Annotated in this window: 21 protein-coding genes; 5 read left to right on the top strand and 16 right to left on the bottom strand. The window is 69.5% G+C overall.

The window, feature by feature from the left end; genetic code table 11:
* Window positions 1–21: 21 nt before the first annotated feature.
* The 8 genes from fxsT to STRIP9103_RS32310 all read right to left on the bottom strand — a co-directional run bounded on the left by fxsT (window position 22) and on the right by STRIP9103_RS32310 (window position 12,162).
* Entirely contained in the window at window positions 22–4,002 is a 3,981-nt protein-coding gene (gene fxsT / locus STRIP9103_RS32340) for an FxSxx-COOH system tetratricopeptide repeat protein (RefSeq protein WP_009327469.1), read from the bottom strand.
* Window positions 3,999–5,336 carry an FxsC protein gene (fsxC, locus tag STRIP9103_RS32335; RefSeq protein ID WP_009327441.1) on the bottom strand — a complete coding sequence of 446 codons (1,338 nt, stop codon included), beginning with the start codon at window positions 5,334–5,336 and terminating at the stop codon, window positions 3,999–4,001. Before fsxC ends, fxsT begins: the two co-directional genes overlap by 4 nt.
* Window positions 5,337–5,340: 4 nt before the next feature.
* Window positions 5,341–6,048, bottom strand: coding sequence for a TIR-like protein FxsC (locus tag STRIP9103_RS32330; RefSeq protein WP_234022358.1), 708 nt, complete (start codon window positions 6,046–6,048; stop codon window positions 5,341–5,343).
* 115 nt (window positions 6,049–6,163) lie between these two features.
* Window positions 6,164–8,530, bottom strand: a complete 2,367-nt coding sequence (locus STRIP9103_RS32325; protein ID WP_009327471.1) for an FxsB family cyclophane-forming radical SAM/SPASM peptide maturase — start codon at window positions 8,528–8,530, stop codon at window positions 6,164–6,166.
* A 35-nt stretch (window positions 8,531–8,565) separates the two neighbouring features.
* Entirely contained in the window at window positions 8,566–8,721 is a 156-nt protein-coding gene (gene fxsA, locus STRIP9103_RS45625) for an FxSxx-COOH cyclophane-containing RiPP peptide (RefSeq protein ID WP_009327459.1), read from the bottom strand.
* Window positions 8,722–9,190: 469 nt separating this feature from the next.
* Window positions 9,191–10,054 carry an ATP-binding cassette domain-containing protein gene (locus STRIP9103_RS32320; RefSeq protein ID WP_009327443.1) on the bottom strand — a complete coding sequence of 288 codons (864 nt, stop codon included), beginning with the start codon at window positions 10,052–10,054 and terminating at the stop codon, window positions 9,191–9,193.
* 7 nt (window positions 10,055–10,061) lie between these two features.
* The gene (locus tag STRIP9103_RS32315) at window positions 10,062–11,135 is read right to left on the bottom strand and encodes an ABC transporter permease (protein WP_009327455.1); all 1,074 of its coding nucleotides are present in this window, start codon (window positions 11,133–11,135) and stop codon (window positions 10,062–10,064) included.
* A 7-nt stretch (window positions 11,136–11,142) separates the two neighbouring features.
* Window positions 11,143–12,162, bottom strand: a complete 1,020-nt coding sequence (locus STRIP9103_RS32310; protein WP_009327463.1) for a sugar ABC transporter substrate-binding protein — start codon at window positions 12,160–12,162, stop codon at window positions 11,143–11,145.
* A 290-nt stretch (window positions 12,163–12,452) separates the two neighbouring features.
* Between STRIP9103_RS32310 and STRIP9103_RS32305 the strand changes: the two genes are divergently transcribed.
* Window positions 12,453–13,244 carry a GntR family transcriptional regulator gene (locus tag STRIP9103_RS32305; RefSeq protein WP_086019341.1) on the top strand — a complete coding sequence of 264 codons (792 nt, stop codon included), beginning with the start codon at window positions 12,453–12,455 and terminating at the stop codon, window positions 13,242–13,244.
* Window positions 13,245–13,401: 157 nt separating this feature from the next.
* Here the strand turns inward: STRIP9103_RS32305 and STRIP9103_RS32300 are convergent, their stop codons facing one another.
* The gene (locus STRIP9103_RS32300; protein ID WP_009327438.1) at window positions 13,402–14,553 is read right to left on the bottom strand and encodes a Gfo/Idh/MocA family protein; all 1,152 of its coding nucleotides are present in this window, start codon (window positions 14,551–14,553) and stop codon (window positions 13,402–13,404) included.
* A gap of 134 nt (window positions 14,554–14,687) precedes the next feature.
* On the opposite strand from STRIP9103_RS32300, the gene STRIP9103_RS32295 reads away from it, so the two are divergent.
* Window positions 14,688–15,692, top strand: coding sequence for a LacI family DNA-binding transcriptional regulator (locus STRIP9103_RS32295; protein WP_009327457.1), 1,005 nt, complete (start codon window positions 14,688–14,690; stop codon window positions 15,690–15,692).
* Window positions 15,693–15,722: 30 nt separating this feature from the next.
* Here STRIP9103_RS32295 and STRIP9103_RS32290 read toward each other — a convergent pair whose 3' ends face one another.
* On the bottom strand, window positions 15,723–16,211 hold the full coding sequence (locus STRIP9103_RS32290) for a MarR family winged helix-turn-helix transcriptional regulator (RefSeq protein WP_009327456.1): 489 nt from the start codon (window positions 16,209–16,211) through the stop codon (window positions 15,723–15,725).
* Window positions 16,212–16,334: 123 nt separating this feature from the next.
* Between STRIP9103_RS32290 and STRIP9103_RS32285 the strand changes: the two genes are divergently transcribed.
* Window positions 16,335–16,694, top strand: coding sequence for a DoxX family protein (locus tag STRIP9103_RS32285; protein ID WP_009327439.1), 360 nt, complete (start codon window positions 16,335–16,337; stop codon window positions 16,692–16,694).
* On the opposite strand, the gene STRIP9103_RS32280 is transcribed toward STRIP9103_RS32285, so the two are convergent.
* From STRIP9103_RS32280 to STRIP9103_RS32265, 4 genes are read right to left on the bottom strand one after another with little or no spacing between them, the layout of a single operon-like run.
* Window positions 16,621–17,340 (bottom strand): hypothetical protein, encoded by a 720-nt coding sequence (locus STRIP9103_RS32280; RefSeq protein ID WP_234022357.1) that lies wholly within the window; start codon window positions 17,338–17,340, stop codon window positions 16,621–16,623. The two genes, STRIP9103_RS32285 and STRIP9103_RS32280, sit on opposite strands and share 74 nt — an antisense overlap.
* A gap of 4 nt (window positions 17,341–17,344) precedes the next feature.
* Entirely contained in the window at window positions 17,345–18,214 is an 870-nt protein-coding gene (locus tag STRIP9103_RS32275) for a carbohydrate ABC transporter permease (protein ID WP_009327444.1), read from the bottom strand.
* Window positions 18,211–19,161, bottom strand: coding sequence for a carbohydrate ABC transporter permease (locus STRIP9103_RS32270; RefSeq protein ID WP_009327470.1), 951 nt, complete (start codon window positions 19,159–19,161; stop codon window positions 18,211–18,213). Before STRIP9103_RS32270 ends, STRIP9103_RS32275 begins: the two co-directional genes overlap by 4 nt.
* Complete coding sequence (locus tag STRIP9103_RS32265; RefSeq protein ID WP_048821375.1) at window positions 19,158–20,444, bottom strand: ABC transporter substrate-binding protein; 1,287 nt, start codon at window positions 20,442–20,444, stop codon at window positions 19,158–19,160. The genes STRIP9103_RS32270 and STRIP9103_RS32265 overlap by 4 nt, the downstream gene beginning before the upstream one ends.
* A gap of 62 nt (window positions 20,445–20,506) precedes the next feature.
* On the opposite strand from STRIP9103_RS32265, the gene STRIP9103_RS32260 reads away from it, so the two are divergent.
* Complete coding sequence (locus tag STRIP9103_RS32260) at window positions 20,507–21,904, top strand: Gfo/Idh/MocA family protein (RefSeq protein WP_078614125.1); 1,398 nt, start codon at window positions 20,507–20,509, stop codon at window positions 21,902–21,904.
* Between the two features lie 25 nt (window positions 21,905–21,929).
* Here the strand turns inward: STRIP9103_RS32260 and STRIP9103_RS32255 are convergent, their stop codons facing one another.
* Window positions 21,930–23,243, bottom strand: coding sequence for a cytochrome P450 (locus STRIP9103_RS32255; protein WP_009327452.1), 1,314 nt, complete (start codon window positions 23,241–23,243; stop codon window positions 21,930–21,932).
* Window positions 23,244–23,883: 640 nt separating this feature from the next.
* Complete coding sequence (locus STRIP9103_RS32250) at window positions 23,884–24,891, bottom strand: DUF2278 family protein (RefSeq protein ID WP_009327437.1); 1,008 nt, start codon at window positions 24,889–24,891, stop codon at window positions 23,884–23,886.
* Window positions 24,892–25,008: 117 nt separating this feature from the next.
* Between STRIP9103_RS32250 and STRIP9103_RS32245 the strand changes: the two genes are divergently transcribed.
* Window positions 25,009–25,473, top strand: coding sequence for an SRPBCC family protein (locus tag STRIP9103_RS32245; RefSeq protein ID WP_009327446.1), 465 nt, complete (start codon window positions 25,009–25,011; stop codon window positions 25,471–25,473).
* The last annotated feature ends 50 nt before the right edge of the window (window positions 25,474–25,523 follow it).

Genomic DNA, 25,523 nt, shown 5'->3' with positions numbered 1-25,523 from the left:
CTACACGCCCACTGGGGACGGCTAGATGGGGTGCGGCTCCAGGTCGAGACAGCTCAGCTCCCACGCCTGCAGGGCCAGTACCCGGGGGTGCTCCCTGCCGACGCGCTTGCTCAGCGCCGCCAGCGTGTCATGGTGCTTGGTACGCGCCTCGTCGGCGCGGCCCAGCCGACTCAGGATGACGGCGAGATTCCCGGCGCAGGTCAGCGTCGACGGGTGCAGGGGCTCAAGAACCTCCTTGAGCAGTTCGTACGCCGCGAAGCTGGTCCTGCGGGCGTCCTCCCACTTGTCGAGCGCCGCCTCGGCGACGGCCAGGTTCGCACGGCAGATGAGCACATAGGGATGGTGCTCGCCATTGAGTTTGGAGAACCTCTCCTCGGCCTGGCGCAGCAGCTCCTGCGCCTCGGCCGCCATTTCCGGGCTGATGGCCACGACGTCGTGGAGCAGCAGGACCGCGTAGTTGACGGAGCAGGCCACCGTCTGGGAGTGCCCTTCGCCCAGGCTGTCTCTCAGGTCTTCCTGCACCCTGCGGATCAGCTTCAGCCCCTCGTCGACGCGGCCCTGGGCGGCCATGTCGCCGGCCAGGCTCATCTCCAGCAGCAGCTGTTCCGAGGACGACTGCTTCTCTCCGTCGGGTGTGCTCCGCAGCACATGACGCACGAGTTCCTCGGCCTCCGCCGGCCGGCCCGCCCTGCGCAGTGAACCGGCCAGGCCCTTGGCCGTGTTCAGCACGGTCGGCGAGCCCTGAGTGAGGCGAGGATTGCGCAGACAGCGGTCGTAGGCGCGCTTCAGCAGCGTCACGGATTCCTCGTAGTCCCCGCAGTCACGCAGATCGCGGCCCAGGTTCACCGCCGACTCGATGGTCAGGGGGTGGTCGTGGAGCTGGATCGCCTCGCGCAGTTCCAGCGTCCTGCGGTCGAGGTCGCGTGCCCTGTGGTAGTCACCGGACAGCCTCAGGGCGACGGCGAGGTTGTTGGCCGCGCTGAGCGTGCGCGCGTGGTCCTCGCCGTAGATCTGCTCGTACCTCTCGTACGTCTCCTCGTCGTAGCGCAGAGCCTCCGACAGCCGCCCCAGACCCCGCAGGTCGGCGGCGATGCTACTGGTGGTCATGAGGATGTGCTGATCGTCCACGTCGTCGAGCACGGCGAGTTGCCGCTCAAGGACCTCCTGGTCCAGGGCGAGCGACTCCTCGTACCTGCCCTGGGCGCGCAGGATGTTGGCGATCTGGAACCGCATGTGCAGGGTCCAGCGTTCGTCCGGCGCGCCGTCCGCGGACCAGGCGGCCACGCGCCGGGCGCCGTAGTCCATGGCCTGGGTGAGTTCGCCGCGACGGCGCAGCTGGCGGACCCGGTCCACGAAGAGTTCCTTGATGCCTTCGTCGGGCGAGGTCTCGGCCCACGGTGTGCCGAGATGCGGCCAGATGATGCGGTACTTCTCCCAGTTGTTGGGGTTCTCGGGGTCGTCGCCGCTCGGCCTGGCGGCGACCAGCGAGCGATAGACGACCTCCTGCGCCGCCTCGCGCTCCGCTTCGGTCATCTCCTCGCGCATGGCGACCTGCATCATCCGGTGCACCGTCACGCTCCGGGCCTTGCGGTCCACCGTGACCAGCGAGAACTTGCTCAGCTCCTTGTACGAACGGGAGACCGTGCGAACGCCGCCGAGCGCCCGGGAGACCTCGAAGCCCTCCAGCAGGTCCATCGAGATCGGCTCGGGACTGTAGTACGAGCAGATCTGCAGGAGTTGCACCGCCGGTGGGAACTTCTCGCGCAGTTGTCCGAGCGCGAACTCCCAGGTGTGAGTGCTGGACTTGACGACCTCGCCGACCGTGTTGTCGGCAGGGGCGCCGGTGGCGTGGGGCTGGAGCTGTTGGATGTAGCTGCGGACGTCGACCCTGGTCTGTTCGATGTAGGCCGCGGCCCGTTCGATCGCGATGGGCAGGTCGCCCAGAGCCTCCGCGATCTGGTCCGCCTCCGTCCAACCGCAGTCGGGCAGTCGGCTGTGCAGGTGGGCGATGCTCTCGTCTCGCTCGAACACGGGGACGTCGACGGTGTCCACGAAACGTCCCCAGCCCTCCGCTCGCTGGCTGGTGATCAGAATGTGGCCGCCCCGGCCGTCCAGCATGAATTCAGGGAGTTTCTCGGCTTCCGTGACGTTGTCCAGGATCAGCAGCCAACTGCTGTAGGGCTCACCGCGGTCGAGCGCCTCGTACACGGCCTTGGCCGTGTCGGTCGGATTCGTCCTCATCGGCAGACCGAGTGGTTCGGCCATGCTCGCGTACTGCTCGGTGACCAGGTCCGGCTGTTCGGCCTGGATGTGCCAGATGACGTCGTAGTCGCTCTTGTAGCGGTACGCGAACTCCTGGGCCAGCAGGGTCTTCCCGACGCCGCCCATGCCCTTCAGCACCAGCGCCCGGTTCTCCTCGTTCCACAGCTTCTCGCGGATGGTCTCCAGCAGTTCCGTACGGCCGGTGAACGACGACGTGCGCAGCGGGACCGAGAAGACCGGCGGCTCGGCGCCCGGGTAGCGCGGCAGCTTCTGCTCGCCCCCGGTGAAGTGATTGCCCGTCGCCGCCTCCGTGGTGGGACCGAAGCAGGACAGCAAGGCCTCACGGCCCACCTCTCCCGTGTCGCAGCGGGTCATGTCGGCGAGCAGTTCCGTGAAGGGCGCGTCCAGTGACACCGTCCGGTCGACCTGCATCGAGATCAACTGGTGGGCGCGCCGGTCGCCCTCCGCGTAGACCGCCTCCCAGGTGGTGCGGAAGCGGGACGACCTGAGGTAGGCCTCGGAGAAGATGACCAGGGTGTGCGAGGCAGACTCGACACCGCGTTCGATCTCGTCCCGCAGCTGTGCGCCCTCGGCGGTGCCCTCCTGGGCCAGATGGACCTTGAAGCCCGCCTGCTCCAGGACCGAGCCCGCCCAGTTGGCCCAACTCCGGTCCTGGGGGACGAAGCTGACGTACACATCGGAGATGCGCGGTGGGCGGTGGCGGGTGTACCGGTCGAGGGTCTTGCGGCGCAGCGGCTCGTCGATGCGCGGCATCGACTCGACCTGGCCGTCCGTGATGACCGCGGTGAGTCTCTCGTAGGCGGCGAGCAGGCTCTTGGGGTCCCCGGGCAGTTCGCGGAACGGGGCCAGGGTCTCCTCGTACGAGTAGATCGGCACGTACGGGATCTCGACGCTGCGCCAGTAGTCCTCCGGGTCTCCGTCGGGGACGTGCTTGCGCACGACTCGGTCGAAGCGGTACTGGATCTGCCCCCGGGCGGCGTCCAGCCGGTCGGCCTCGGCGTTCTCCACCCGCATGGGGACGGGCAGGATCCGGATGTCGCGGTTGCCGTACATCCCGTCGATGCGTTCGGCGACGCCGGCCGCGCCCTCGATGCTCTGGCTGCTCGGGGTGAAGCAGGTGACCAGGGTGTGCGGGAGGCTGACGGTGCAGATGTCGGAGATGTCGTTGAGTCCGGTGCGGCTGTCGATGAGGACGTAGTCGAAGTTCTCGACGAACTCGCGCTTGAGCCCTTCCAGGAATCTGGTGGCCAGCGGCCCGTCCATGAAGGGCTTCCAGTCGAACTGCGAGAACGCCGCGAGGTAGCCCTTGTTCTTCGTGCCGGCCGGGAGGTAGTAGAGCTGGCCGCCCGAGGGGAAGTCCCAGTCGACCTGGATGAGGCAGCTGTTGAGGGAGATGCTGTCGGCCGTCCACGCGTCGAGCGTGGCGGACGAATCAGAACCCAGCTCCATCTGGCGCCCCGACTCCGTGATGCTCGGAGTCTGGGGCATCGACCGGCTGACGAGGTCGAGCACCCCGGGCGTCGTGCGCAGTTGACTCTCGCTCAGGAAGGGGTGCAGGAAGCGGTCCAGGCCCGGTGCGTCGAGGTCCCAGTCGACCACCAGGACGCTCTTGCCGGACGAGGCCAGGATCCAGCCCGTGTTGGCGAGCGCCATCGTCCGTCCCGTACCGCCCTTGTACGAGTAGAACGTGATGATCCTGCGCGCGTCCTCGCCGGTCATGGCCTGCCCTCCACGCGACTTCCGTCGCTCGATGCCCCGTCGTCCCGGCCGGCGTCGGGCCGTCGGGGCAGGTCCGCACCGGATTCCGGAACGTCCCGGGCGCCCGTGCCGCTCCGGGACAATTGCGAATGAATGTACCGCAAGTAGCGGATCTTGGTCGCCTCAGCCAGTTCGCTGAACCAGCGGGTGAAGACATCCGCGCCGGCCAGCCCGCGCACCGCTTCCTGCTCTCCCGGCCGGCCCTCGCTCAGGAAGCGGGGGAAGTTCGCCATCAGCAGTCCACGCAGCCGATCGGACTGCTCCTTGGTCTGCAGATCGTCCCCCGCCAGGGTACTCAGCACCGCCGTCCATGGCTGGCGCACCCTGTCGAACTCCCGTGCCTGGATGGCCATTTGGGGATTCTCCAGCGCCCAGGGGTCCACCACCAGGATCCAGGGGGCGGTCGGGAGCTCCTTGCTGCGCAGCTCCGCCTGGATCTTGTGAAAGGGCACGACGGTGGGCTCGAAGCCGAGATTGCGGGCCAGGGCCTCCATCTGCTCGACCAGCGGGCCGACGGCCGGACCGTAGGGCCGCCAGTCGTCGACACGTGGTCCATAGCGGCTGTTGTCCCGGCCGACCGGTAACTGTTCCTCGGTCGGGGCGAGCACGGTGATGTGCAGCGGGGAGGCGGAGGGCGGGTCGGCGAAGGCGTCGTCCAGCCCGGCCAGCGTCATCGGCTGCACCGGTTTCGCTCCACCGGACGGCCTCGACGGCTCGGGCACCAGGGCGGCCTGGTCGACGATGCGCCGGGCGAGCCAGTCGGTCACCTGGGCGACCTGGGCGGAGACCTGGGCCGCCGCGTGCTCGTCCTCCGGGTCCGGTCGCTCGGTCAGGTCGAGCATCTGGTCGAGCAGTCGGTGCAGCCCCTGGGCGGCGTAGTTCTCGGCAGCCTCACCGATGCCTTCCGGCATCTCGGGGTACTGGTCCTTGACCCGCTTGGGGAGCGACGTGGGCGAATACGGCGTCCACAGCACCGGGACGATGCTCGGCCGGACCCCTTGCATGGCCCCCTGGGTGACGGCGGTCCACTGGCGCCCGCACTGGGGATTGCTGAAGTACCGTTTGGAGTACAGCGGAACGAAGACCTGGCATCCCAGGAGCGCCTTGATCGACTTCTCTCCGGGAGTCCCGGGCCGCTCGACGAAACCCGCCTCCTCCCGGGGCACTCTCGCATGACGCGCCACTTTGGCGCACAGTTCGTCGAAGAACTGGAAGACCAGGCGATTGGGGTCCTGCGAGGCGTCCCGGTGTCGGGGAGCAGGAACCCGTGCATAGCTCAAGAAGAACATCGGCATCCTGCTAATCCCCCTCGAAGACGTTCCGGAGGTCTTGGAACAGCTTCACGTCGCACGGTTCGAGGCTGGTCTGCTGAGCCACTTTGACAATCATCTGGGCGAGCGCCCACACGGAGCTGCGGTACTTGGCGTGACGGCCCGCCTGCCTCAGTCCGTAGAGACCGGACTGCAGGTATTCCTTACCCAGATCGGGGTGGGCGTACTGCACCTTCGCCGCCACTGCCGGCAGAGTCAGGTGCTGTGGCCCCACCCACAGGACGGGGACGATCGCGTTGCCCGTGTACGGCCGGGTGCGGAGCTGCTCCTGCTGACGCCGCGCGAAGGCGTCCCATTCCTTGCCGCACCATTCCCTCCTGAAATACCGGGAGGTGTAGATCGGCACGAAGACCCGACAGGTGGACAGGGCCTGTTTGAGCCTGTTCTCCCAGTCGACGCCGACACCCATTCTCTGGTCGAGGAACCCGGGCGATTCCTCGCCGTCATGGTCGGTCAACTGCATGATGTAGCTGCATAACTGGGCGTGGAATTCCTCCAGCGCCACATCCGACGGGTCTTTCTTCAGCCGGGTCCCCATCCGCGGAGTCCGCGCATAGCTCATGAAGAACACATACGGATCGGAGGAAGCCGTCGCACCTTGAGAAGCCGGATAAACCATGGACTCGCCTTCCCCTCCCCCGTCGCCCACCTCGGGCCCCTCCCAGGCCCCGACCATCGCAGCTGGATCTCCTCCAGGATCCATTGGAACGCGAAAACCACTGCCGGTGCCAGGGGTTGACGAGACCAAGTTGTATCGGACACCGGTACGGAGAGCGGGAGTTGGCCCACCATTACACCGCGACGGGGCCGGTTTCGGCCACACCACCCAGGGTTTCCGCCTCGCCCCGCAGCCCCCGGACGAAGCGGTGCCCCAGAGCGGTCAGGGAGCCGGTTCCGGCCACGGTGTCGAGGGCGTCCAGCACAGCCGTACGCCACTTGTCCGCCTCGGCCCGGGAGCGTTCGTACAGGGCCGCGCCCACCCCCGACGCACCGCGGCGGACCCTGATCCGCCAGACGTCGGCGACCGCGAGGTGGGCGTACGCGCCCTGGACGATGGCGTCGAGGGGCCTCGGGTCGGGCCGCCAGAGCACGCGGTAGCGGCGCTCGTCGAGGCCGTCGAGGAGGTCGAACATGTCGAGCATCGCGCCCAGTTTGACGTGCTGGTACTCGTGGATGATCAGCATCGCCAGATCCTCGGCCGAGCGGGGCAGGGCGATGCCGACCGCCCCGAAGGCGTGCCGGCAGGTGGCGCTGACGTCGTCGCCGGAGGGCGCGGGGGCGAGCGGGGTCACCGTGGTCAGCCCGGCGGCGATCGCCTGGGCGTAGTCGGGGTACTCGGTGCGGATCAGCTGCCAGGCCTCTCCGAACATCTGCTCCCAGCGGCCGAATTCGGCCTCGGAGAGCCGGGGAAGCGGCTCGTACCCGTAGCAGTCGCGGGACGGGTCGACGTCGTCCAGGGCCACATCCAGGCCATCCGCGGCCAGGTGTCGCAGTGGCTGCCAGACCATGCCGGCGGGTGGCCGCTCCCGGCCCAGGGTGTGGCCCTCGACGGTGATCGCGGCATCGGCGGCGGTCACGGTGAGGGTCCCGGCCCGCCGCTCGCGGCTCTCGGCGGCCAGCAGCAGCCGCCCCATGCTGGGCAGATGGATCGCAGGGCCCTCGGGGCCGTGCCGCAGCGGGACGGGCAGGGTCAGCCGTCCGCCGGTGCGGACGACGGCCGACAGCGCGGCCTCGGCCGGGTGGCCCTCGGCCCGCCGCGTCGACTGCCAACAGGCGAGGGCCCACACGCGTAGATACGGGTCGGCGAGCAGCACGTCCAGCGCGGCGGTGGGCAGCGCGAGGATCGCCTCCCAGCCGGGGGCGGAGTCCGGCGAGTCCGAGGGGCCCGGGGTGTCCGCGCGGCGGGCCGCCGCCAGCAAGGCCCGTCGCTGGCTGTTCTGGGCGGCGGCCAGTGACCGGACGGCCGCCGTGCTGCCGTATCCGGCGGCCAGTTCGTCGAAGTGGGTCCAGGTCAGACCGTGCCAGCCGTGGCGGACGGCGGCGTCGTCGCGTTCGCTGGTCTGGACGTACTCGATGATCTTCAGCAGGTCGGCGCAGTAGACGGAGGGGTTGTCGAAGCCGTTGGACCCGCGGTGGCGGTGCCCGTAGAGGCCGCCGCCGCAGACCGACACGACGGGGCAGGCACGGCACTGCGCGCTCAGTCCGTCCAGTCCGGCGCGGCGGGCCTGGATGCCCCGGTGCTCGGCGGCCTCCTCCAGGCGGTGGGTGGCGATGTGCAGGCCGGTCTCGGGGGCGCCCGGGTAGGCCGTCTTGAGCCAGTCCGCCTGTTCGATGGAGCCGTCGGCCTCGATCACCAGCAGATCCGAACTGCCCAGCCCCAGTGCCTCGGTGAGGCTGCCCCGGCCGCGGGTCAGTCGGCTGATCGACTCGAACATCCGGATGCGCATCGGCATGCCGTCCGCGGTCCACTGCTTGTGCACGGCGATCAGCCAGTCGGCGTAGTCGGTCTCACCGCCGGGGCGGGGCGGGGGATGCTCCCAGGTGGCGTGCGGGAGCAGGAAGTCGACGGCGGGCGGGCGCAGTTCGGCGAGGGCCCGGTAGACCTCCACCGGGTCGTTCTCGACGTCGATCGTGCAGAGCAGCCCGCCGAAGGCGCTCCGGTGGGCGGGGGCGCCCAGCAGCCGCACCGCGCGCACCACGTCCCGGTACGAGCCGGAGCCGTCCCGTCTGATCCGGTGGCGGTCGTTGGACGCCTCGTCGCCGTCGAGCGAGATGCTGGTGACGATGGACTCCTCCGCGAGCATCGCGCAGAACTCCTCGTCCAGCCGCAGCCCGTTGGTCTGCATCCGCAGATCGAGCTCGGCCACGCCCTGCAGCGCGGAGCGCAGTTCGCGGGCGAAGCGGCGCAGCTTTTCCCGCCCGGCGAGCAGGGGCTCGCCACCGTGCAGGACGACGTGGACGCGGGCGAGGCGGTGTGCCGAGGCGTGCTCGGCGATCCTGTCGGCCGTACGACGGAACGTCTCCTCCGACATGGTCACCGGACGCCCGCGCCAGCTCTGGTCGGCGTGCTGGTAGACATAGCAGTGGTCACAGGCCAGGTCGCAACGGCTGTGCACTTTGATCACGAACTGGCGGAAGGGCCGCGTCGCCGCGATCACCGGTACGGTTTCCCTTGAGGTTCCGGTCGGCCCGGTCAGAGCGACGACTGGAAGGCGGCCACCGGTTCTCCGCCCCCCGCGAGCATCCTTGCCAGAGCCGATTCCTGAGCGGACTCCGGTACCTCATCCAGCGAGGTGTCGTGCAAGTCCCTGACGACGCTCGTGGCGAAGGGCTGCTCGTAGCTGTCCATAGGCGTCTCCTCGGCGTACGGCTCCGGGCGGCACACCTCATGGTGACGGCCCGGTAACCGAACAGCAAGGCGATCGCCAGCCAAGTCCGATTCAAGAAGCCGTCGTCGAGCGCCGCCGCCTCGGCGGGACGACGGGCCGTTCGACCGTCCCCACCTCGGGTGGGAGCAGCACAAACGCCTTGCCAAGAGCACGGGAAACAGGGGGACTTGGAGATCTGACACGTACGGGACGTACGGCAAGAGGAATGACGGCTCCGCCCGGAGATCCCAACGGTGTGATTCGGGGCCGAAATTGACTGTACTTCAACAGGACTGACGACCCTGGGGCCCCACGAAACCGACGGCCCCGGCCCCATGAAGCCGACGTCCCCGGCCCCCACAGAGCTGAGGCCCTGGGCCCGCCAAGACGACGGGGCCGCCCGGAAAGGCGGCCCCTCGTCATCTCACGGCCCCGACGGCCGTGCTTTCGTCACGCGGCCCCGTCCTTCGATGTCGCCACGGGTGCGGCGAGGTCTTCCTCCTCGGGGAGTTCCTCGACGTCGACGCCTTGGACTTGGGCGAGTTCGTGTTTGAGGGCGGCGAGTTCGGCACCGCCGGCCATGTGGTTGGTGAGCTCTTCCAGGCCGACCTGGTCGCGGGCGGCGGACAGTTCCAGGGTGCCCAGGCGCAGGACGCTGAAGTGGTCGCCGACCATGTAGGCGTGGTGGGGGTTGTGGGTGATGAAGATGACGCCCAGGCCGCGGTCGCGAGCGGCGGCGATGTACTTCAGCACCACGCCGGACTGCTTCACCCCGAGGGCGGCGGTGGGCTCGTCCAGGATGAGGACGCGGGCGCCGAAGTAGACGGCGCGGGCGATGGCCACGCACTGGCGCTGGCCGCCGGAGAGGGTGCCGATGGGCTGGTCGAGGTCGTCCAGCACGATGCCCATGTTCCGCAGTTCGGTGTCCGCGGTCTGCTTCATCTTGTCGATGTCGAGGCGGCGGACGGGCCAGGGGCCGCGGGTGATTTCGGAGCCGAGGAAGAAGTTGCGCCAGACCGGCATCAGGGGGACGGTGGCCAGGTCCTGGTAGACGGTGGCGATCCCGGCGTCGAGGGCTTCGCGGGGGGTGGTGAAGCGTACGGGGCGGCCGTCGACGAGGAACTCGCCCTCGGTGTGCTGGTGCAGCCCGGAGATGATCTTGATGAGGGTGGACTTGCCGGCGCCGTTGTCGCCCAGCACGCAGGTGACCTTGCCGGGGCGCACCTTGAGGCTCACTCCGTGCAGGGCGCGGATGTTGCCGTAGGACTTGCCCGCGCCGCGCAGCTCGACGACCGGTTCGGTGGTGTCTGTCATGGGGTCCTCACCTCCGGGTCGCCTGGTGGCGGACCCACAGATTGACGAGGGCGGCGAGCAGGAGCATCACGCCGAGGAAGGCCTTGAACCAGTCGGGGTTCCAGCCGGCGTAGACGATGCCCTGGTTGACCATGCCGAAGATGAAGGCACCGATGACCGGGCCGATCGCGGAGCCGTAGCCGCCGGTGAGCAGGCAGCCGCCGATCACCGCGGCGATGATGTACAGGAACTCGTTTCCCACGCCCTCGTTCGACTGCACCGTGTTGAACGAGAACAGCAGATGCATGCCGACGAACCAGGCGCCCAGCCCGACGCCCATGAACAGCGCGACCTTGGTGAAGTTGACGGGCACACCCACCGCGCGGGCGGAGTCCTTGTTGCCGCCGACGGCGAAGATCCAGTTGCCGAACTTGGTGCGCAGCAGCAGCCAGGTCGCGATCCCGGCGAAGACCAGCCAGTAGAAGATCGTGATCTTGAAGTCGACGCCGCCGAGGGAGATCTCGGAGGCGAAGACGCTCTTGGCCTGGTCGAAGCCGTCCATGTCCGCGATCGAGTCACTGGCCACATTGCCGGTGAAGATCTTCGTCACGGCGAGGTTGGAGCCCTGGAGGATCAAGAACGAGCCCAGCGTCACCAGGAAGCTCGGCAGCCCGGTCCTGATCAGCAGCCAGCCGTTGAACGCCCCCACCGCCAGTGAGACGACCAGGGCGACGAGCACGCCCGTCCACACGTTCACCGTCAGCTGGAAACTCAAGATGGCGGCGGTGAGCGCGGAGGTGGTCACCGCGACACCGGCGGACAGGTCGAACTCCCCGCCGATCATCAGCAACGCCACCGGCAGGGCCATGATGCCCATGACGGAGGCCTGGTAGAGCACGGTGGCCAGGGCCCCGGTCTCCCGGAACGAGGGCGCCACCGCGAAGAAGAAGACGTACACGCCGATCGCGGCGATCAGCGCGCCGACCTCGGGGCGGGCCAGCAGCCGGCGCCCCAGGGAACGCTGCGTGGTGCGGCCGTCCTTGTGGGCGGCCGGCGGAGCCGGCGGCGAGGAACTCGCCGCCGGTGCCGTCGCTTGGGTCATGATCAGATCACCGGGTACCCTTCGCGGCGAACGAGGCGATCGTGTCGACGTTGTCCTTGTCGACGAACGCCGGACCGGTCAGAACCGGCTCCTCGCCACCACCGCTGTAGTTGCCGTTGTTCTTGTAGAGCCACAGCGAGTCCACGGCCAGGTAGCCCTGCAGGTAGGGCTGCTGGTCCACGGCGAACTCGATGTCACCGGCCTTGATGGCGTCCGTCAGCTCCTTGTTCAGGTCGAACGTCGCGACCTTCGCCTTGCTGCCCGCGTCGTCCACCGACTGCACCGCCGTCAGCGCGATCGGAGCGCCGAGGGTGACGACCTCGTCGATGGAGGAGTCCTGCTTGAGCTTCGCGGTGATGGTGGACTTCACCGACGGCATGTCCGTGCCGTTGACGTAGAGGTTCTCCGTCTTGCCCTCGAAGGTCTTCTTCACACCGGCGCAGCGCGCCTCCAGGGAGACGTTGCCCTGCTCGTGGATCACACAGACGGCGTGCTTCGCGCCGGTCTCGTTGAGCTTCTTGCCGAAGGCCTCACCGGAGACCGACTCGTCCTGCCCGAAGAACGAGAGCAGGCCCTGCTCCTTCCACACGTCCATGCCGGAGTTGAGACCGACGACGGGGATGCCGGCCTTCTCCGCCTTGGCGATGACGTCCTTCATCGCGTCCGGCTTGGCGAGGGTGACCGCGATGCCGTCGACCTTCTGGTCGATCGCGTTCTGGACGAGGTTGGCCTGGTTGGCCGCGTTCGGGTCGTTCGAGTAGACGAGCTTGACGTTGTCCTTGGCGGCGGCCGTCTCGGCGCCCTTGCGGACGATGTCCCAGAAGGTGTCACCCTGGCCGGCGTGGGTCACCATCGCGACCGTCATCTGCGGGGTGTCGGCCTTGCCCGCGGAGGCGTTCGATCCGCTCTCCTCGGCCTTCTTGCCACCGGATTCGCTGGAGCAGCCTGCTATGAGCAGTGCGGACACCGCAGCCATGGCGAAGAAGGGAACCACTCTGCGCGAGCGGGGGTGAAACGTGCGGTCCATCTTTCCTGCACCTCACTGTGCGACAGGGGGAAAGGGAACGGGACAGCGTCGGGCAGGGGTGCCCGCCGCGTGCCCGGACGTGAAGTCCGGATCATTGTGCCGGTAGGCCGACGGCGCTGCTTCGTTGGGACGGGATACAAACCCCTGGCACACCCACCTGTCAATACTTTGTTAAGACATCATTTCAGGAGCAGGTCCGAATGTCAGAACAAAGCCTGCTGGGACGGAGACCCGTCTCGCGCCTCGGCCCGACTGATTGTCCGGACAATGCGATGACAGGGCTTCCTGTCATGCGAACGGACAGTTACTCTCATGGCGTGACCAGCGCGACGACAGGGAGTACGGAGAAGCTCGATCTCAGCGTCGACCGGACCAGCCCGGTGCCGCTGTACTACCAGCTGGCCCGGCAGCTGGAGTCCGCGATCGAGCACGGAGTGCTGGGCCCGGGCAGTCTGCTGGGCAACGAGATCGATCTCGCGGGCCGCCTCGGTCTGTCCCGGCCGACCGTGCGGCAGGCCATCCAGTCGCTCGTCGACAAGGGCCTCCTCGTACGCCGCCGGGGCGTGGGCACGCAGGTGGTGCACAGCCAGGTCAAGCGTCCACTGGAGCTGAGCAGTCTCTACGACGACCTGGAGGCGGCCGGTCAGCAGCCCACGACCCAGGTGCTGTCGAGCGAGGTCGGGCCCGCCTCCGCCGAGGTCGCGGCGGCCCTGGGCATCGCCGAGGGCGCCGAGGTGCACCGGTTCGAGCGGCTGCGCCTCACCCATGCCCAGCCGGTGGCGTTCCTGTGCAACCACGTCCCGGCCGGTCTGCTGGACCTCGACACCGAGCGGCTGGAGTCGACGGGCCTGTACCGGATGCTGCGCAACGCCGGCATCAGCCTGCACAGCGCCCACCAGACCGTCGGCGCCCGCAACGCCACCCCGGAGGAGGCCGAGCGGCTGGGCGAGCCCGAGGGTGCCGCCCTCCTCACCATGCAACGCACGGCGTACGACGACACCGGCCGCGCGGTCGAGTACGGCACCCATATCTACCGGGCCTCGCGCTACTCCTTCGACTTCCAACTCCTGGTCCGTAACTGACCCTTCCGGCTCTTCGTCCGCAACTGACCCCTCCGGCGGCTCGTGCGCAACTGACCCCTCCGGCGGCTCGTGCGCAACTGCCCCTTCCGGCGGCTCATCCGCGACCGAGGCTCCGGCAGCTCGTACGCGACTGGTTCAGGTCCGGGGCCCGTCGCCGTCAGAGGTTCACCCACGCCCCGGACTCCGCCGAGCGGCTCATGGCGTCCAGCGCGGTGGCGCTGTGCACGGCGTCATCCAGGGTGGTGCCGTACGGGGTGCCCTCGGCGATGGAGCGCAGGAAGCGGTACGCCTCGATGACCTTGAGGTCGTCGTAGCCCATGGCGTTGGCGGAGCCCGGCTGGAAGGCGGCGTACTCGCCGTGGCCGGGGCCGACGAAGAGGGTGTTCACGGACTGGTCCTGGTAGGCGTCGCCCTTGCTGACGCCCAGCTCGCCCATGCGGCGGAAGTCCCAGAAGACGGCGCCCTTGGTGCCGTGGACCTCGAAGCCGTAGTTGTTCTGCTCGCCGACGGAGACCCGGCTGGCCTCCAGTACCCCGCGGGCGCCGGAGGCGAAGCGAAGGAGACAGTTGACGTAGTCCTCGTTCTCGACGGGGCCGAGTTCACCGCCGGTCGCACGGGTGTGGCCGGCGGTGGCGCCGGTGGGGCGGGCCCGTTCGGGGACGAAGATCGCGGTGTCGGCGGTGAGGGAGACGATGTCGCCGAGGAGGAAGCGGGCGAGGTCCACGCCGTGCGAGGCCAGGTCGCCGAGGACGCCGCTGCCGCCGCGCTCACGCTCGTACCGCCAGGTCAGGGCGCCCTCGGGGTGGGCGGCGTAGTCACTGAAGAGGCGGATCCGGACATGTGTGACCGTGCCGATCCCACCGGAGGCGATCAGTTCGCGGGCGGCGGCGACGGCGGGCGCGTTGCGGTAGTTGAAACCGACGGCGCCCTGGACGCCGGCCTTGGCGACCGCGTCGGCCACGGCCCGGGCGTCGGCGGCGGTGAGGCCGACGGGCTTCTCGATCCAGATGTGCTTGCCGGCCTCGGCCATGGCGACACCGATCTCCCGGTGCAGGAAGTTCGGCGCGGTGATGCTCACGGCCTGGACGCGGGGGTCGGCCGCGACCTCGCGCCAGTCCCGGGCGGTGACGGCGAACCCGAACCGATCCGCCGCCTCCTCGGCGCGTCCGGGCACCTCCTCGACGACGGTGACCAGCTCCGGCCGTACGGGCAGCTGCGGGAAGTGGTGCGGCACACGGGCGTACGCCTGGGTGTGCACCCGTCCCATCCAGCCGAACCCCACGACGGCGACCCCGAGCGCACTGACCATGACTGCCCTTCTTCGGACCTCACCGGCCCCTGTTTTGGACCGTTCCAGAACGTACGCCGCCCACCTTGGAACCCCCTCTCCTTCACTGTCAAGCTCTTTGACAACGCCACGGGGCCTGTGGAACGGTCCACGCCATGAGACGCCCGACGATCCGCGATGTCGCCGAACGGGCCGGCGTGTCGAAGTCCCTGGTCTCCCTGGTGCTGCGCGGCTCCGACCAGGTGCGACCCGAGAAGCGGGAGGCCGTACTGACGGCCGTGGACGAACTGGGCTACCGGCCCAACGCCGCCGCGCGCAGCCTCAGCGAGCGCCGCACCCGTACGGTCGGCGTCCTCCTCAACGACATGCGCAACCCCTGGTTCGTGGAACTGCTGGACGGGCTGAACTCCAAGCTGCACGACAACGGTCTGCGGATGCTGCTGGCCGACGGCAACCTCAACCGGCGGCTGGGCGAGGACCTCACCCGCACCTTCACCGAACTGCGGGTCGACGGTCTGATCGCGGTGGGCACCCTGCCGCCGTCCGAGGCGCTGCGCACGGCGGCCGGTCTCGTCCCCACGGTGGTCGCGGGCGCCCGTGAGCCCGCGCTCCCCCATGTGGACGTCGTCGCGGGCGACGACCAGTACGGCGCCCGGCTGGCCACCGAGCACCTGATCTCCCTCGGCCACCGGCGCATCGCCCATATCGCGGGCGACGGCGTGGTGGGCGCGCTGCGCCGCCGCAGCTTCGAGACGGTGATGCGCGAGCACGGGCTGTCCGACAGCGCGTCCGTCGAGCACGGCGACCTGACCGAGGAGGGCGGCTACCGCGCCACGGTCCGGCTGCTCAGCAGCCCCGAACGCCCCACCGCCATCGTGGCGTTCAACGACATGGCCTGCGTGGGCGCCCTCTCCGCCGCCGAGGAACTGGGCCTGGACGTGCCGCGCGACCTCTCCCTCGTCGGATACGACAACACGTATCTCGCGCGGCTGCGTCACCTCTGGCTCACCAGCGTGGACAACTCCAGCCACGACGTGGGCCGCCGGGCCGCCCAGTGCCTGCTCGACCGCATCGCCGACCCGACCCGCCCCGGCAAGGTCGTCCTGACCACCCCGACCCTGGAGGTCAGGGGGACGACGGCCCCGCCCCCGGGCGACTGAGGCCCGACCGGCGGATTCACGCCATGGGGGTCAGCCCTTGAACCGGCAGCGGTCGTTCGGCGCGACGGCCGACCAGATGCGCTGCCCGATGTCCTTCAACTGCCGCTGCTGCGCCTTGGTGAGCGCGTCGAACACATACCGTCGTACGGCTTCCACATGCCCCGGCGCGGTGTCGACGACCTTGGCGTATCCGGCGTCCGTGAGGGTGGCCAGGGTGTAGCGGCCGTCCTCGGGGTCCGGCGCACGGCGCACCCAGTCGCTCTTCTCCAGCCGCTTCACCAGATGGGACAACCGGGACAGCGAGGATCCGGCGTTCGCGGCCAACTCGCTCATCCGCAGGGTGCGTTCGTCGCTCTGGGAGAGCGCCGTCATCACCAGATACTCCATGTGGCTGATGCCGGCGTCGCGCTGCAACTGCGTGTCCAGGGCACTCGGCAGTCTGATCATCACCCCGGCCAGTGCGTGCCAGGTCTCCATCTCCTCGACGTTCAGCCAACGGGGCTGGGGCGGTGTCTCCATGGCGCACACTCTACGTGCCCAACAAAAGGATCATGGACCCAATGGCTTGACAGTTCAACTGAAGCAGACTTATCTTGACCCCCCATATAACTTGAATCTTCAATTCAACAGATGGAAACCCACGTGAATGTCACTCTGTGGATCATCGCCGGTCTCCTCGCCGCCGGTCTGATGAAGGCCACCCAGCCCAAGGAGAAGCTCGCCGCCTCCGGCATGGCCTGGGTCGAGGACTTCTCCCCGGGCGCGGTCAGGACCATCGGCGTCCTGGAGTTCCTGGCCGGCATCGGCCTGATCCTGCCGGCCGTGCTGGACATCGCCCCGATCTTCGTGCCGCTCGCCGCGACCGGCCTGGTCCTCACCATGATCGGCGCGATGATCGTGCACAACCGCCGCAAGGAGACCCAGGCGATCATCCCGAACCTGGTGATCCTGATCCTGGCCGCCGTGGTGGCCTGGGGCCGCTTCGGGCCGTACTCGTTCTAGATCCCTCTTCCAGGTCTCCTTCTACTGCCCAGGCCTCCTCCTCCGGCTTCCCTTTCCCCGTTTCCTCCCGTACGTCCACAGCGGTGAGCGCGAGGGCCAGCAACCCGGGTACGAGGACCACCAGCGGGAGCAGCATCCACGCGCACAGCACGGCAGCCGCCAGGGCCAGCACCACCAGCCCGCTGCCTCCCACGTCCCGTGCGGCGGCCCGCGCCGCCCGCCGCACCGCCCCGGGCCAGTCGTCGACGGACTCGGGGCGGGCGCAGGCCCGCAGACCGGCCACGGCCGCGCACAGGGCGATGGCGGTGGCGAGGAGTGCGAAGGCGGCGCCGCCCGGCAGTCCGGCGTCGACGAGAGCGAGGTCGAGCAGGACGAGGGCCACGGCGGCGCAGGCCACGAGCCCGGCGGCGAGATCGCCGAGGCGCAGCCGCCGCCCGAACGCCGCGAAGAACCGCCCGGCCGTGGCCGGACGCCCCTCCCGCGCTCCGCGCAGCACCGCACACGCCGTCGACAGCGCCGCCGGCAAGGTCACCAGCGGCAGGCTCACCACCGTCACGGCGATGCCCACGCTCAGCACATCCGCGAACAGCGTCATCCGGGGCCCGAAGATCTCGCCCGCCTCCCGGCTGGTCCGCATGCCGCTCATCCCCTCATCCCTTGATCCCGGAATTGGCCATGCCCTCCACCAGAAAGCGCTGGAAGGCGAGGAAGAACAGCACGATCGGGAGCAGGGCGATCACCGACATCGCGAACATCGGGCCGAAGGCCGAGGTGCTCGACGCGTCCACGAACGACCTCAGGGCCAGGGTGAGCGTGAATTTCTCGGGTGAGAAGAGATAGATCAGCTGGGTGAAGAAGTCGTTCCAGGTCCAGATGAAGGTGAAGATCGCCGTGGTGATCAGGGCGGGCCGCGTCAGCGGGAGAATCACCAGGAAGAAACTCCGGAACGGTCCGCAGCCGTCGATCCGTGCCGCCTCCTCCAGTTCCCTCGGCAGCCCGCGCATGAACTGCACGATGAGGAAGACGAAAAAGGCCTCCGTGGCGAGGAACTTCGGCAGGATCAGCGGCCAGTAGGTGTTCACCATGCCGAGCTGGTTGAAGATGATGTACTGCGGAATCAGCACCGCGTGATGCGGCAGCATGATCGTCGCGATCATGAACGCGAACAGCGGCCCCCGGAAGCGGAACCGCAGGCGCGCGAAGGCGTACGCCGCCAGGGAGCAGGACAGGACGTTCCCGACGACCGCGCCGCCGGCGATCAGCAGGGAGTTGCCGAGCAGCCGGCCGACCGAGACGTCGTTGACGCCGTCCAGGGCCGTCTCGTAGTTGGACCATTCCAGACGGCTGGGCAGCAGATCGAGGCTCGCGATGACCTCGTTCGCCGGCTTCAGCGAGGTCGCGAGGAGCCAGGCCAGCGGATAGAGCATGACGAGCAGCGCGGCCAGACAGCCGATGTGCAGGGCCACGCGTCCCCAGGCGATCGGCTTGCGGGGGGCGGGAGTCGAGGTGGCGGTGGTCATCGGGCTCCCTCATCGGTGTCAGAGGCGTAGAAGACCCAGGAGCGGGAGGTGCGGAAGAGGATGGCGGTGACCGCGCCGATCACGATCAGCAGGGCCCAGGCCATGGCGGAGGCGTAGCCCATGTGGGAGGCGACGAAGCCGCGGTCGTAGAGGTAGAGCGTGTAGAAGAGGGTGGAGTCGGCGGGGCCGCCCTTGCCGGCGCTGACCGCGAAGGCGGGGGTGAAGACCTGGAACGCCTGGATGGTCTGGAGGACCAGGTTGAAGAAGATCACCGGCGACAGCATCGGCACCGTGATCGACAGGAACTGCCGCAGGCGGCCCGCACCGTCCACCTCGGCCGCCTCGTACAACTCCCCCGGGATCTGCTGGAGTCCGGCGAGGAAGATGACCATCGGGGCGCCGAACTGCCACACCGTCAGCAGGGCCACCGCGAGCAGCGCCCAGCCGGGCTTGAAGACCCAGCCGCCGGTGCCGAGGAGGTTGTCGACCGTGCCGCCGTCGTTGAAGATCGCCCGCCAGACCAGGGCGATGGACATGGACGCGCCGAGGAGGGAGGGGGCGTAGAAGGCGGAGCGGTAGAAGCCCTTGCCGCGCTTCATGTTCTTCAGGGCGAGCGCCACCAGGAGGGCGAGGCCCAGTTGCAGCGGGACGGCGATGACGACGTACGTCAGGGTCGCCACCACCGAGCGCCAGTAGCGCGGGTCCTCGGTGAACATCTGCGTGTAGTTGCGCAGGCCCACCCAGTTCGGGGAGGTGAACAGGTCGTAGTCGGTGAAGGAGAGGTAGAGGGAGACGGCCATCGGGAGCAGCGTCAGCACGCAGGCACCCAGCACCCAGGGGGACAGGAACACCCAGGCCGCGCCCTCGCGCCGGCGCTTCCGGGCGGGTCGGTCGGGTGGGGTGACTCCCCTGCCGCGTTCGGTCGTCGGCAGTTGTGTGGTGGTCATGACCTCAACTCCGCCTTCGCCTCGGTGATGTAGTTCTCGGCGGCCTCACGGGGCGACATCAGCTCGTACGACACCTGGTCGTAGTCCCGCTGGAAGGTGGTCTGCAGGGCGCTGTCGCCGGAAGGGGGCGCCTGGGGCGGGGAGTCGAGCTTTCCTTCGACGGTGGCCTGGTAGTCGTAGATGGTCTTGTCGAAGTCCTTGAGGTCGGCGGCGATCTCCTCGCGGATCGACTCGTTGACGGGGATGCCACGGGTCGCGCCGAGGATCCGTGCGGCCTCCCGGTCGTTGAGCATGAAGTCGACGAGCTTTGCCGATTCCTCGGGATGTCCGGAGTCGGCGGCCACGCCCATGAACATGGAGGGCTTGAAGTACTGGCCGGGTGTGCCGTCCTCGCCCGAGGGCATGGGGGCGAGGGAGATGCCGGTGGGGACGAGGGCGAGGTAACCGCTGGCGGGAGCGTCCCAGTTGACGTCCGAGGCGGCCTTTCCCCGGCCCAGCGGGGTGTTCTCGACGCTGCCGTCGAGCTGGGTGGTCTGCTCGGCGGGCGAGACGGCCCCCTCCCGGCGCAGCTTGTCGGTGAAGGTCCACCAGCGGGTCAGGTCGCCGACGGTGAACCCCAGTTCGCGGTCCTCGGTGTACAGCACCTTGCCCTGGCCGCGCAGCCAGACCTCGAAGGCGTCCTCGCTCTGCCCGGGGTCGGTGCCGCCGGGCTGCCCGGTCTTCTCGGCCACCGTCCGCATGGCGTCGGCCCACTCGCTCCAGGTCCAGCCCACCCGGGGCGGCTCCAGGCCCGCCGCCTTCCACCGCTCGGTGTCGTAGACCATGGTCTCGGTGCCACGGCCCTGCGGGACGGCGTACTGCTTGCCGTCCACCTTGCCGGTGGCGAGCAGTCCCGGCTCGAACTCATCGGTCCTCAGGGTCTGTTGCCGCTCTCCCAGGTCGAGCAGCACACCGCCGGAGGCGTACTGGTCGATCATCCGGTAGTCGAGCTGCATCACATCGGGGGCGTCGCCGCCGGCGGCCTGGGTGGCGAGCTTCTGCTTGTAGGCCTCGTAGCCGGCGAACGAGGTCTGTACGTCAATCCCGGGGTTCTTCTTCTCGAAGAGCTCGACGGCCGCCTGGGTCTTGGCCGCCCGGTCAGGGTTGCCCCACCACGTGTAGCGCAGGACCACCTCGCCGCCCACACCGCTCGCCCCGTCCCCGCCCGAACAGCCCGCGAGCGCCGCGCACAGGGCGAGGACCACGGCCGCCGTGCAGGACTTCCTCGTCCTGTTTCCGGGCATGAGTGGGTCACCTCTTTCACTGGAAAGCGCTTCCACCCCGTAGGACACTAGGGAAGGTCCGTATGACAGAACAAGACCCCCGCACCGGATCCGCAGGGCGCGGCCACTCCGCGGCCACAGGTCGTCACCACGTCGGATCCGCAGGTCGCCGGCGCGCCGCCGTGGTGGGTCTCGGCGCCCGGGCCCGGATGTTCACCGAGGCGCTGACGGGCCCCTTCGCGGACCGGATCGACCTGGTGGGTCTCTGCGACACCAACGCGCACCGCATGGCCGTCCACAACGCCTGGATCGCGGCCGACCACCCCCGCCGTGCGCCCGTACCGGCCTACGGGGCCGGGGAGTTCGAGGAGATGCTGCGCCGCGAGCGGGTCGACCTGGTCGTGGTGACGAGTGTGGACCGCACCCACGACCACTACATCGTGCGCGCGCTGGAGGCGGGCTGCGACGTGGTCACCGAGAAGCCGATGACCACCGACGCCGAGCGCGCCCGCCGCATCCTGGAGGCCCGGCGGCGGACCGGCCGTGACGTCCGCGTCTCCTTCAACTACCGCTACAACCCGGTGCATTCGGCTGTCCGCGAGCTGATCGCGAGCGGTGGGATCGGCGAGGTCGGCTCGGTGCACTTCGAGTGGCTGCTCGATCTGCGGCACGGCGCCGACTACTTCCGCCGCTGGCACCGCGAACGGGCCAACTCCGGCGGGTTGTTGGTCCACAAGTCCACCCACCACTTCGACCTGGTCAACTGGTGGCTCGACACCCGCCCCGAGACCGTCTTCGCCCAGGGCGGCCTCTTCTTCTACGGCGACGAGGCCGGCCGGCGCCGAGGCCTCGCCCGCGACTACGCCCGCGCCCACGGCTCCCCGGCCGCCGAGGACGATCCCTTCGCCCTGCACCTCAAGGACTCACCCGTCCTCAGCGCGCTCTACCTGGACGCCGAGCGGGAGGACGGCTACCACCGGGACCAGAACGTCTTCGGGCCCGGTGTGACCATCGAGGACGACATGGCCGTCCTCGTGCGCTACGCCTCCGGGGCGACCCTGACGTACCACCTCACCGCGTACGCCCCCTGGGAGGGCTACCGCATCGCCTTCAACGGCAGCGAGGGACGCATCGAGCTGCTGGTGGAGGAGTCGACGTGGACGAAGCCGCGTGTTCGCGTCGTGGGTGCGAGCCCCGTCCTGCACGGTGCGGAGGCCGGTGAGGAGGTCGGGCGGACCGAGCTGCTGGTGCGGCGGCACTGGGAACGGCCTCGTGAGGTGAAGGTGGCCGTGGGTGAGGGCGGGCACGGGGGCGGGGACGTACGGATGCTCGCCGATCTGTTCGGGGAGCGGGAGCCGGACGAGCTGGGGCGTGCCGCGGACGCGGTGGACGGGGCGCGGTCGCTGGTGACGGGGCTGGCGGCGAATCGGTCGCTGGAGACGGGGATGCCGGTGGTGGCGCGGGAGTTGCTGGACGTGTGAGGGAGCACCGGACGACGTGAGGGTGTCACCAGATGAGTTCGAGGCTCTCCGGGCAGCGGTGGATCAAGGTCGGGCGCATCACGATCTGCTGGTCGTCCGCGAGGCGTAGACCGGGGAGTCGGCGGGTCAACAGCTCCAGGGTGATGCGGAGTTGTTCGCGGGCGAGCAGGGAGCCGGGGCAGCCGTGGACGCCGAGGCCGAAGGCGAGATGGCGGCGGCTGGTGGTGCGGGTGATGTCGAAGTCGGCGGCGTTCGGGTGGCGCGCCTCGTCGCGGTTGGCACCGCCGAAGGCGAGGAACAGCGGGGATCCGGCGGGCAGTTCGGTGTCGGCGAGGGTGACCGAGCGGGTGGTGACGCGTCGGAAGCCCTGGAGTGCGGTGTCGTAGCGTGCGGCCTCCTCGATGGCGCCCGGGATGCGGTGGGGTTCGGCGCAGAGCAGTTCCCACTGGCGGCGGTGGCGCAGGAGGTGGAGGACGGTGGTGCCGATGAGGGCCGTGGTCGTCAGGTGTCCGGCGAGGAGGAAGTTCTGCAGATGGGCGACGAGTTCGTGCCGTTGGTCGAGGGTCAGTCCGCCGTTCTGGCCGTCCTCGCCCCGCCCGCCGTTCTTGCTGCCCTCGCCGTCCTGGTCGTCCCGGCCGTCCTGGTCGTCCCGGCCGTCCTGGTTGCCGTTCTGTCCGGTGACGGAGGCGATGAGGTCGGTGATCAGGTCCTCGCGCGGGTCGGTGTGCCGGGCGCGGACGAACGCGTCGAGGCGGTGGGAGAGGGCGACCACGTCCTCGGCGGCGGCGATCTGTTCGGGCTCCGTCATGGGGCGGAAGAGCAGTTCCTCGGCGCGGTAGCCGCCGTGCACGAGGGCCGGCATGTCCGCCTCGTCGAACCCGACGAGGCGCCCTATGACGTCCCCCGGCAGCCGGCCCGCGTACGCGGACATCAGCTCGACCCGGCCGTCCTTCACGAAGCCGTCCACCAGGGCCGCGGCCCGCTCGACGGCGTACGGCAGGACGGCGGCGACGCGGGCGGGCGACAGTCCCCGCACGATGGGCGCCCGCAGCCGATGGTGCAGTGTCCCGTCGGCGGTGACGACGACGGGCCGCCCGCCGAAGCCACCGCCGAGCACGGCCAGCGCGGCGGGCGCCGGCGTCACGTCCGGCCGCAGCGCGTTGGCCGACGAGAAGTCGTCCGGACGCCGCAGCACCTCCCGTACGTCGGCGTCCCGCGCCACCAGCCAGGAGTCCAGCTCGTCGACGTAGGTGAGCCCTTCCGCCGCCCGCGCCCGCGCGTAGTACGGATACGGATCCCGCTGCAACTCGTCGAGCCTGCCGTGCGGTTCAGAGTCCACGGGGGCACCTTCCGGCCGAGGGGCGGGGTTTGGTCGGGCTCATGGTGCCGTACGGGGGCGCCGGGCGATAGACGTACGGCGGGTGACCGTGGGGCGAAGCTGCGGCGCCCGGCGGCAGGGGTGATGCTCACTGAGGATGGGCACCGTGCCAGCGGCAGGGTGCCGCAACCTGCGGAACGGCCGCCACCCCGGCAGCAGAGGTGACGCCCACCGCGGGACGGCCGCCACCCCGGCGGGCAGGGCGCCGCACTCTGCAGGACGGGCACCGCTTCGGCAGCAGGATGCCGCGCGCTGTGGGACGGGCGCCGTGCTGGTGACAGGGGGCCGCGCCCTGCGGAACGGGCGCCACCTCGGCGGCAGAGGTGACGACCACCGCAGGACGGCCGCCACCCCGGCGGGCAGGGCGCCGAACTCTGCAGGATGGGCACCGCTTCGGCAGCAGGGGGGCACCCTGCCGGGACAGCCACCGCCCCGGCGGCAGAAGTGACGCCCACCGCAGGACGGCCGCCGCCCCGGCGGCAGAGGTGACGCATTCTGCGGGACGGCCGCCACCCCCGGCGGTACGACTGCCCGCGGTCGCATATGGTCGCCGGCGGCGGCACGGCTGTCGCAGACGCATATGGTCGCGGGCGGTGGTGTGTCAGAACACGACCGTCCAGCCCTCGCGGGCCGCCTCCTCCGCTGTGTACGACACACCGTGTGCCTGTGTGCCGTCGGCGGACAGGAGGGTGATCTCGCCGCCGTGGTTGCCGAGTTGGGCGCCGTCGGTGAGGGGGACGAGGAGGGTGGCGCCGGGGGCGAGGGGACCCGGTGGGACGGGGCCGCCGTGGCCCAGGCGGTCGACGACGCGCCACCCGGTGAGGTCGACGGGGTCGGGTGAGGCGTTGAGGAGGGTGACGCTCTCCTGCTCGGGGGCGCCGCCACGCGGATTGACCAGGGCCGCGACGATCCGCACCGGCCGGCTGCCGGGCTCGGGACGGGGGCTGTCGCCGGGCAGGGCATGGCCGGTGACGTCATCCGTCTTCCACTTCTGGCTCTGGAAGGCGAGGAAGACGGCCACCCAGCGCTGCTGCTCCGGGAAGTGGATCAGCAGCCCACCGTCCTGCCAGACCCCGTCGTCCTTGCGGAACTTGGCGCTGTTCCCCTGGTTCATGTGGATGTCGTGGACGCCGTTGCCGGGCCGGAACCCGAAGACCTTGTCCTTCACCCCCGCCTCGGGCCCCCAGCGCTCACCGAAGGCGTACAGCCTGGCCGTGGGGTCCGCGACCGCGCGCTGCACGTAGTGGTCGAGGACGTCGGCGAGGTCGTTGTCGGGGCCTTCGAGGTGCGGCGGCAGGGTCCGCATCCTCGACGGCTCGAAGAGGTTGCCGCGCACGAAGTCGAGGTTGGGTCCGCCGGGGCCCGACGGCAGTGTGTTCCAGCCGCTCACGAGCCCGGCCAGCCGGGCGGTGACGGGATGCCGGAAGTCCTCCTCGACGAGATACATCAGCTCGGACGGGCTCTCCTGCGACTTCACGTTCACCGCGACGCGGTACTGCGTACCGTGATCGTCCGCCACATGGATCTGGTAGTGCGGCGTGTCGTCGGCACCCTCCCGACGGGTGTCCACCACTCGCGCGATCAGTACGCCATAGGCCTTCAACGGCATGTCGACCAACTCCCCCGTGGGGCTGCCACCTTGCGCGCCCCTGTGGGAAGGAATGGTAGGGCGGCGACCGTCCGCTGCGCCCGCGAGATCCCTGATTGTTCACTTACGATCAACTTCGTGGTCCTCTTCACCCTCGAACGTCTCACCCCTCTCTCCATCGACCAGGCCTGGTACCGCCTCACCGACTGGCCCCGACACGCCGACGTGGTCCCCCTGACCCGCGTCACGGTGCGTACGCCCCCGCCGACCGCCGAGGGCACGGTGTTCGTGGCCCACAGCGGCATCGGCCCCCTCTCCTTCGACGACCCGATGGAGGTGGTGGTCTGGCAGCCGCCGGAGGATACCGGCTCGGGTCGGTGCCGTCTCGTCAAGCACGGTTCGTTCGTCATGGGGTGGGCGGAGATCGAGGTCCATCCGTACGGCTCCGAGGGCGGCGCCTGTCGTGTGGTGTGGCGCGAGGAGCTGCGGGTGCGATGGCTGCCGGGGGCCTTCGACCGGCCGCTGGGGTGGCTGGCCCGGCGGATGTTCGGGCGGGCGACGGACGGGCTGTTGAGGGGTCCGGGGACACCGGCCGGGGCCTGAGCATCGGCGGGATCGGGGGCGTTGTCAGACCCTCCGGCTACTGTCCCCGA

The sequence above is a fragment of the Streptomyces ipomoeae 91-03 genome (genome assembly GCF_000317595.1).
Classification (GTDB): domain Bacteria; phylum Actinomycetota; class Actinomycetes; order Streptomycetales; family Streptomycetaceae; genus Streptomyces; species Streptomyces ipomoeae.
Note: the sequence above shows the minus strand (reverse complement) of the source record. Positions and strands in the feature narration are given on the sequence as shown.

Bases quoted from the DNA above. Each gene is read 5' to 3' on its own strand.
- fxsT (WP_009327469.1), bottom strand. From the start codon at position 4,002: ATGACCGGCGAGGACGCGCGCAGGATCATCACGTTCTACTCGTACAAG.
- fsxC (WP_009327441.1), bottom strand. From the start codon at position 5,336: ATGCCGATGTTCTTCTTGAGCTATGCACGGGTTCCTGCTCCCCGACAC.
- STRIP9103_RS32330 (WP_234022358.1), bottom strand. From the start codon at position 6,048: ATGGTCGGGGCCTGGGAGGGGCCCGAGGTGGGCGACGGGGGAGGGGAA.
- fxsA (WP_009327459.1), bottom strand. From the start codon at position 8,721: ATGGACAGCTACGAGCAGCCCTTCGCCACGAGCGTCGTCAGGGACTTG.
- STRIP9103_RS32320 (WP_009327443.1), bottom strand. From the start codon at position 10,054: ATGACAGACACCACCGAACCGGTCGTCGAGCTGCGCGGCGCGGGCAAG.
- STRIP9103_RS32315 (WP_009327455.1), bottom strand. From the start codon at position 11,135: ATGACCCAAGCGACGGCACCGGCGGCGAGTTCCTCGCCGCCGGCTCCG.
- STRIP9103_RS32310 (WP_009327463.1), bottom strand. From the start codon at position 12,162: ATGGACCGCACGTTTCACCCCCGCTCGCGCAGAGTGGTTCCCTTCTTC.
- STRIP9103_RS32305 (WP_086019341.1), top strand. From the start codon at position 12,453: ATGCGAACGGACAGTTACTCTCATGGCGTGACCAGCGCGACGACAGGG.
- STRIP9103_RS32300 (WP_009327438.1), bottom strand. From the start codon at position 14,553: ATGGTCAGTGCGCTCGGGGTCGCCGTCGTGGGGTTCGGCTGGATGGGA.
- STRIP9103_RS32295 (WP_009327457.1), top strand. From the start codon at position 14,688: ATGAGACGCCCGACGATCCGCGATGTCGCCGAACGGGCCGGCGTGTCG.
- STRIP9103_RS32290 (WP_009327456.1), bottom strand. From the start codon at position 16,211: ATGGAGACACCGCCCCAGCCCCGTTGGCTGAACGTCGAGGAGATGGAG.
- STRIP9103_RS32280 (WP_234022357.1), bottom strand. From the start codon at position 17,340: ATGAGCGGCATGCGGACCAGCCGGGAGGCGGGCGAGATCTTCGGGCCC.
- STRIP9103_RS32275 (WP_009327444.1), bottom strand. From the start codon at position 18,214: ATGACCACCGCCACCTCGACTCCCGCCCCCCGCAAGCCGATCGCCTGG.
- STRIP9103_RS32270 (WP_009327470.1), bottom strand. From the start codon at position 19,161: ATGACCACCACACAACTGCCGACGACCGAACGCGGCAGGGGAGTCACC.
- STRIP9103_RS32265 (WP_048821375.1), bottom strand. From the start codon at position 20,444: ATGCCCGGAAACAGGACGAGGAAGTCCTGCACGGCGGCCGTGGTCCTC.
- STRIP9103_RS32260 (WP_078614125.1), top strand. From the start codon at position 20,507: ATGACAGAACAAGACCCCCGCACCGGATCCGCAGGGCGCGGCCACTCC.
- STRIP9103_RS32250 (WP_009327437.1), bottom strand. From the start codon at position 24,891: ATGCCGTTGAAGGCCTATGGCGTACTGATCGCGCGAGTGGTGGACACC.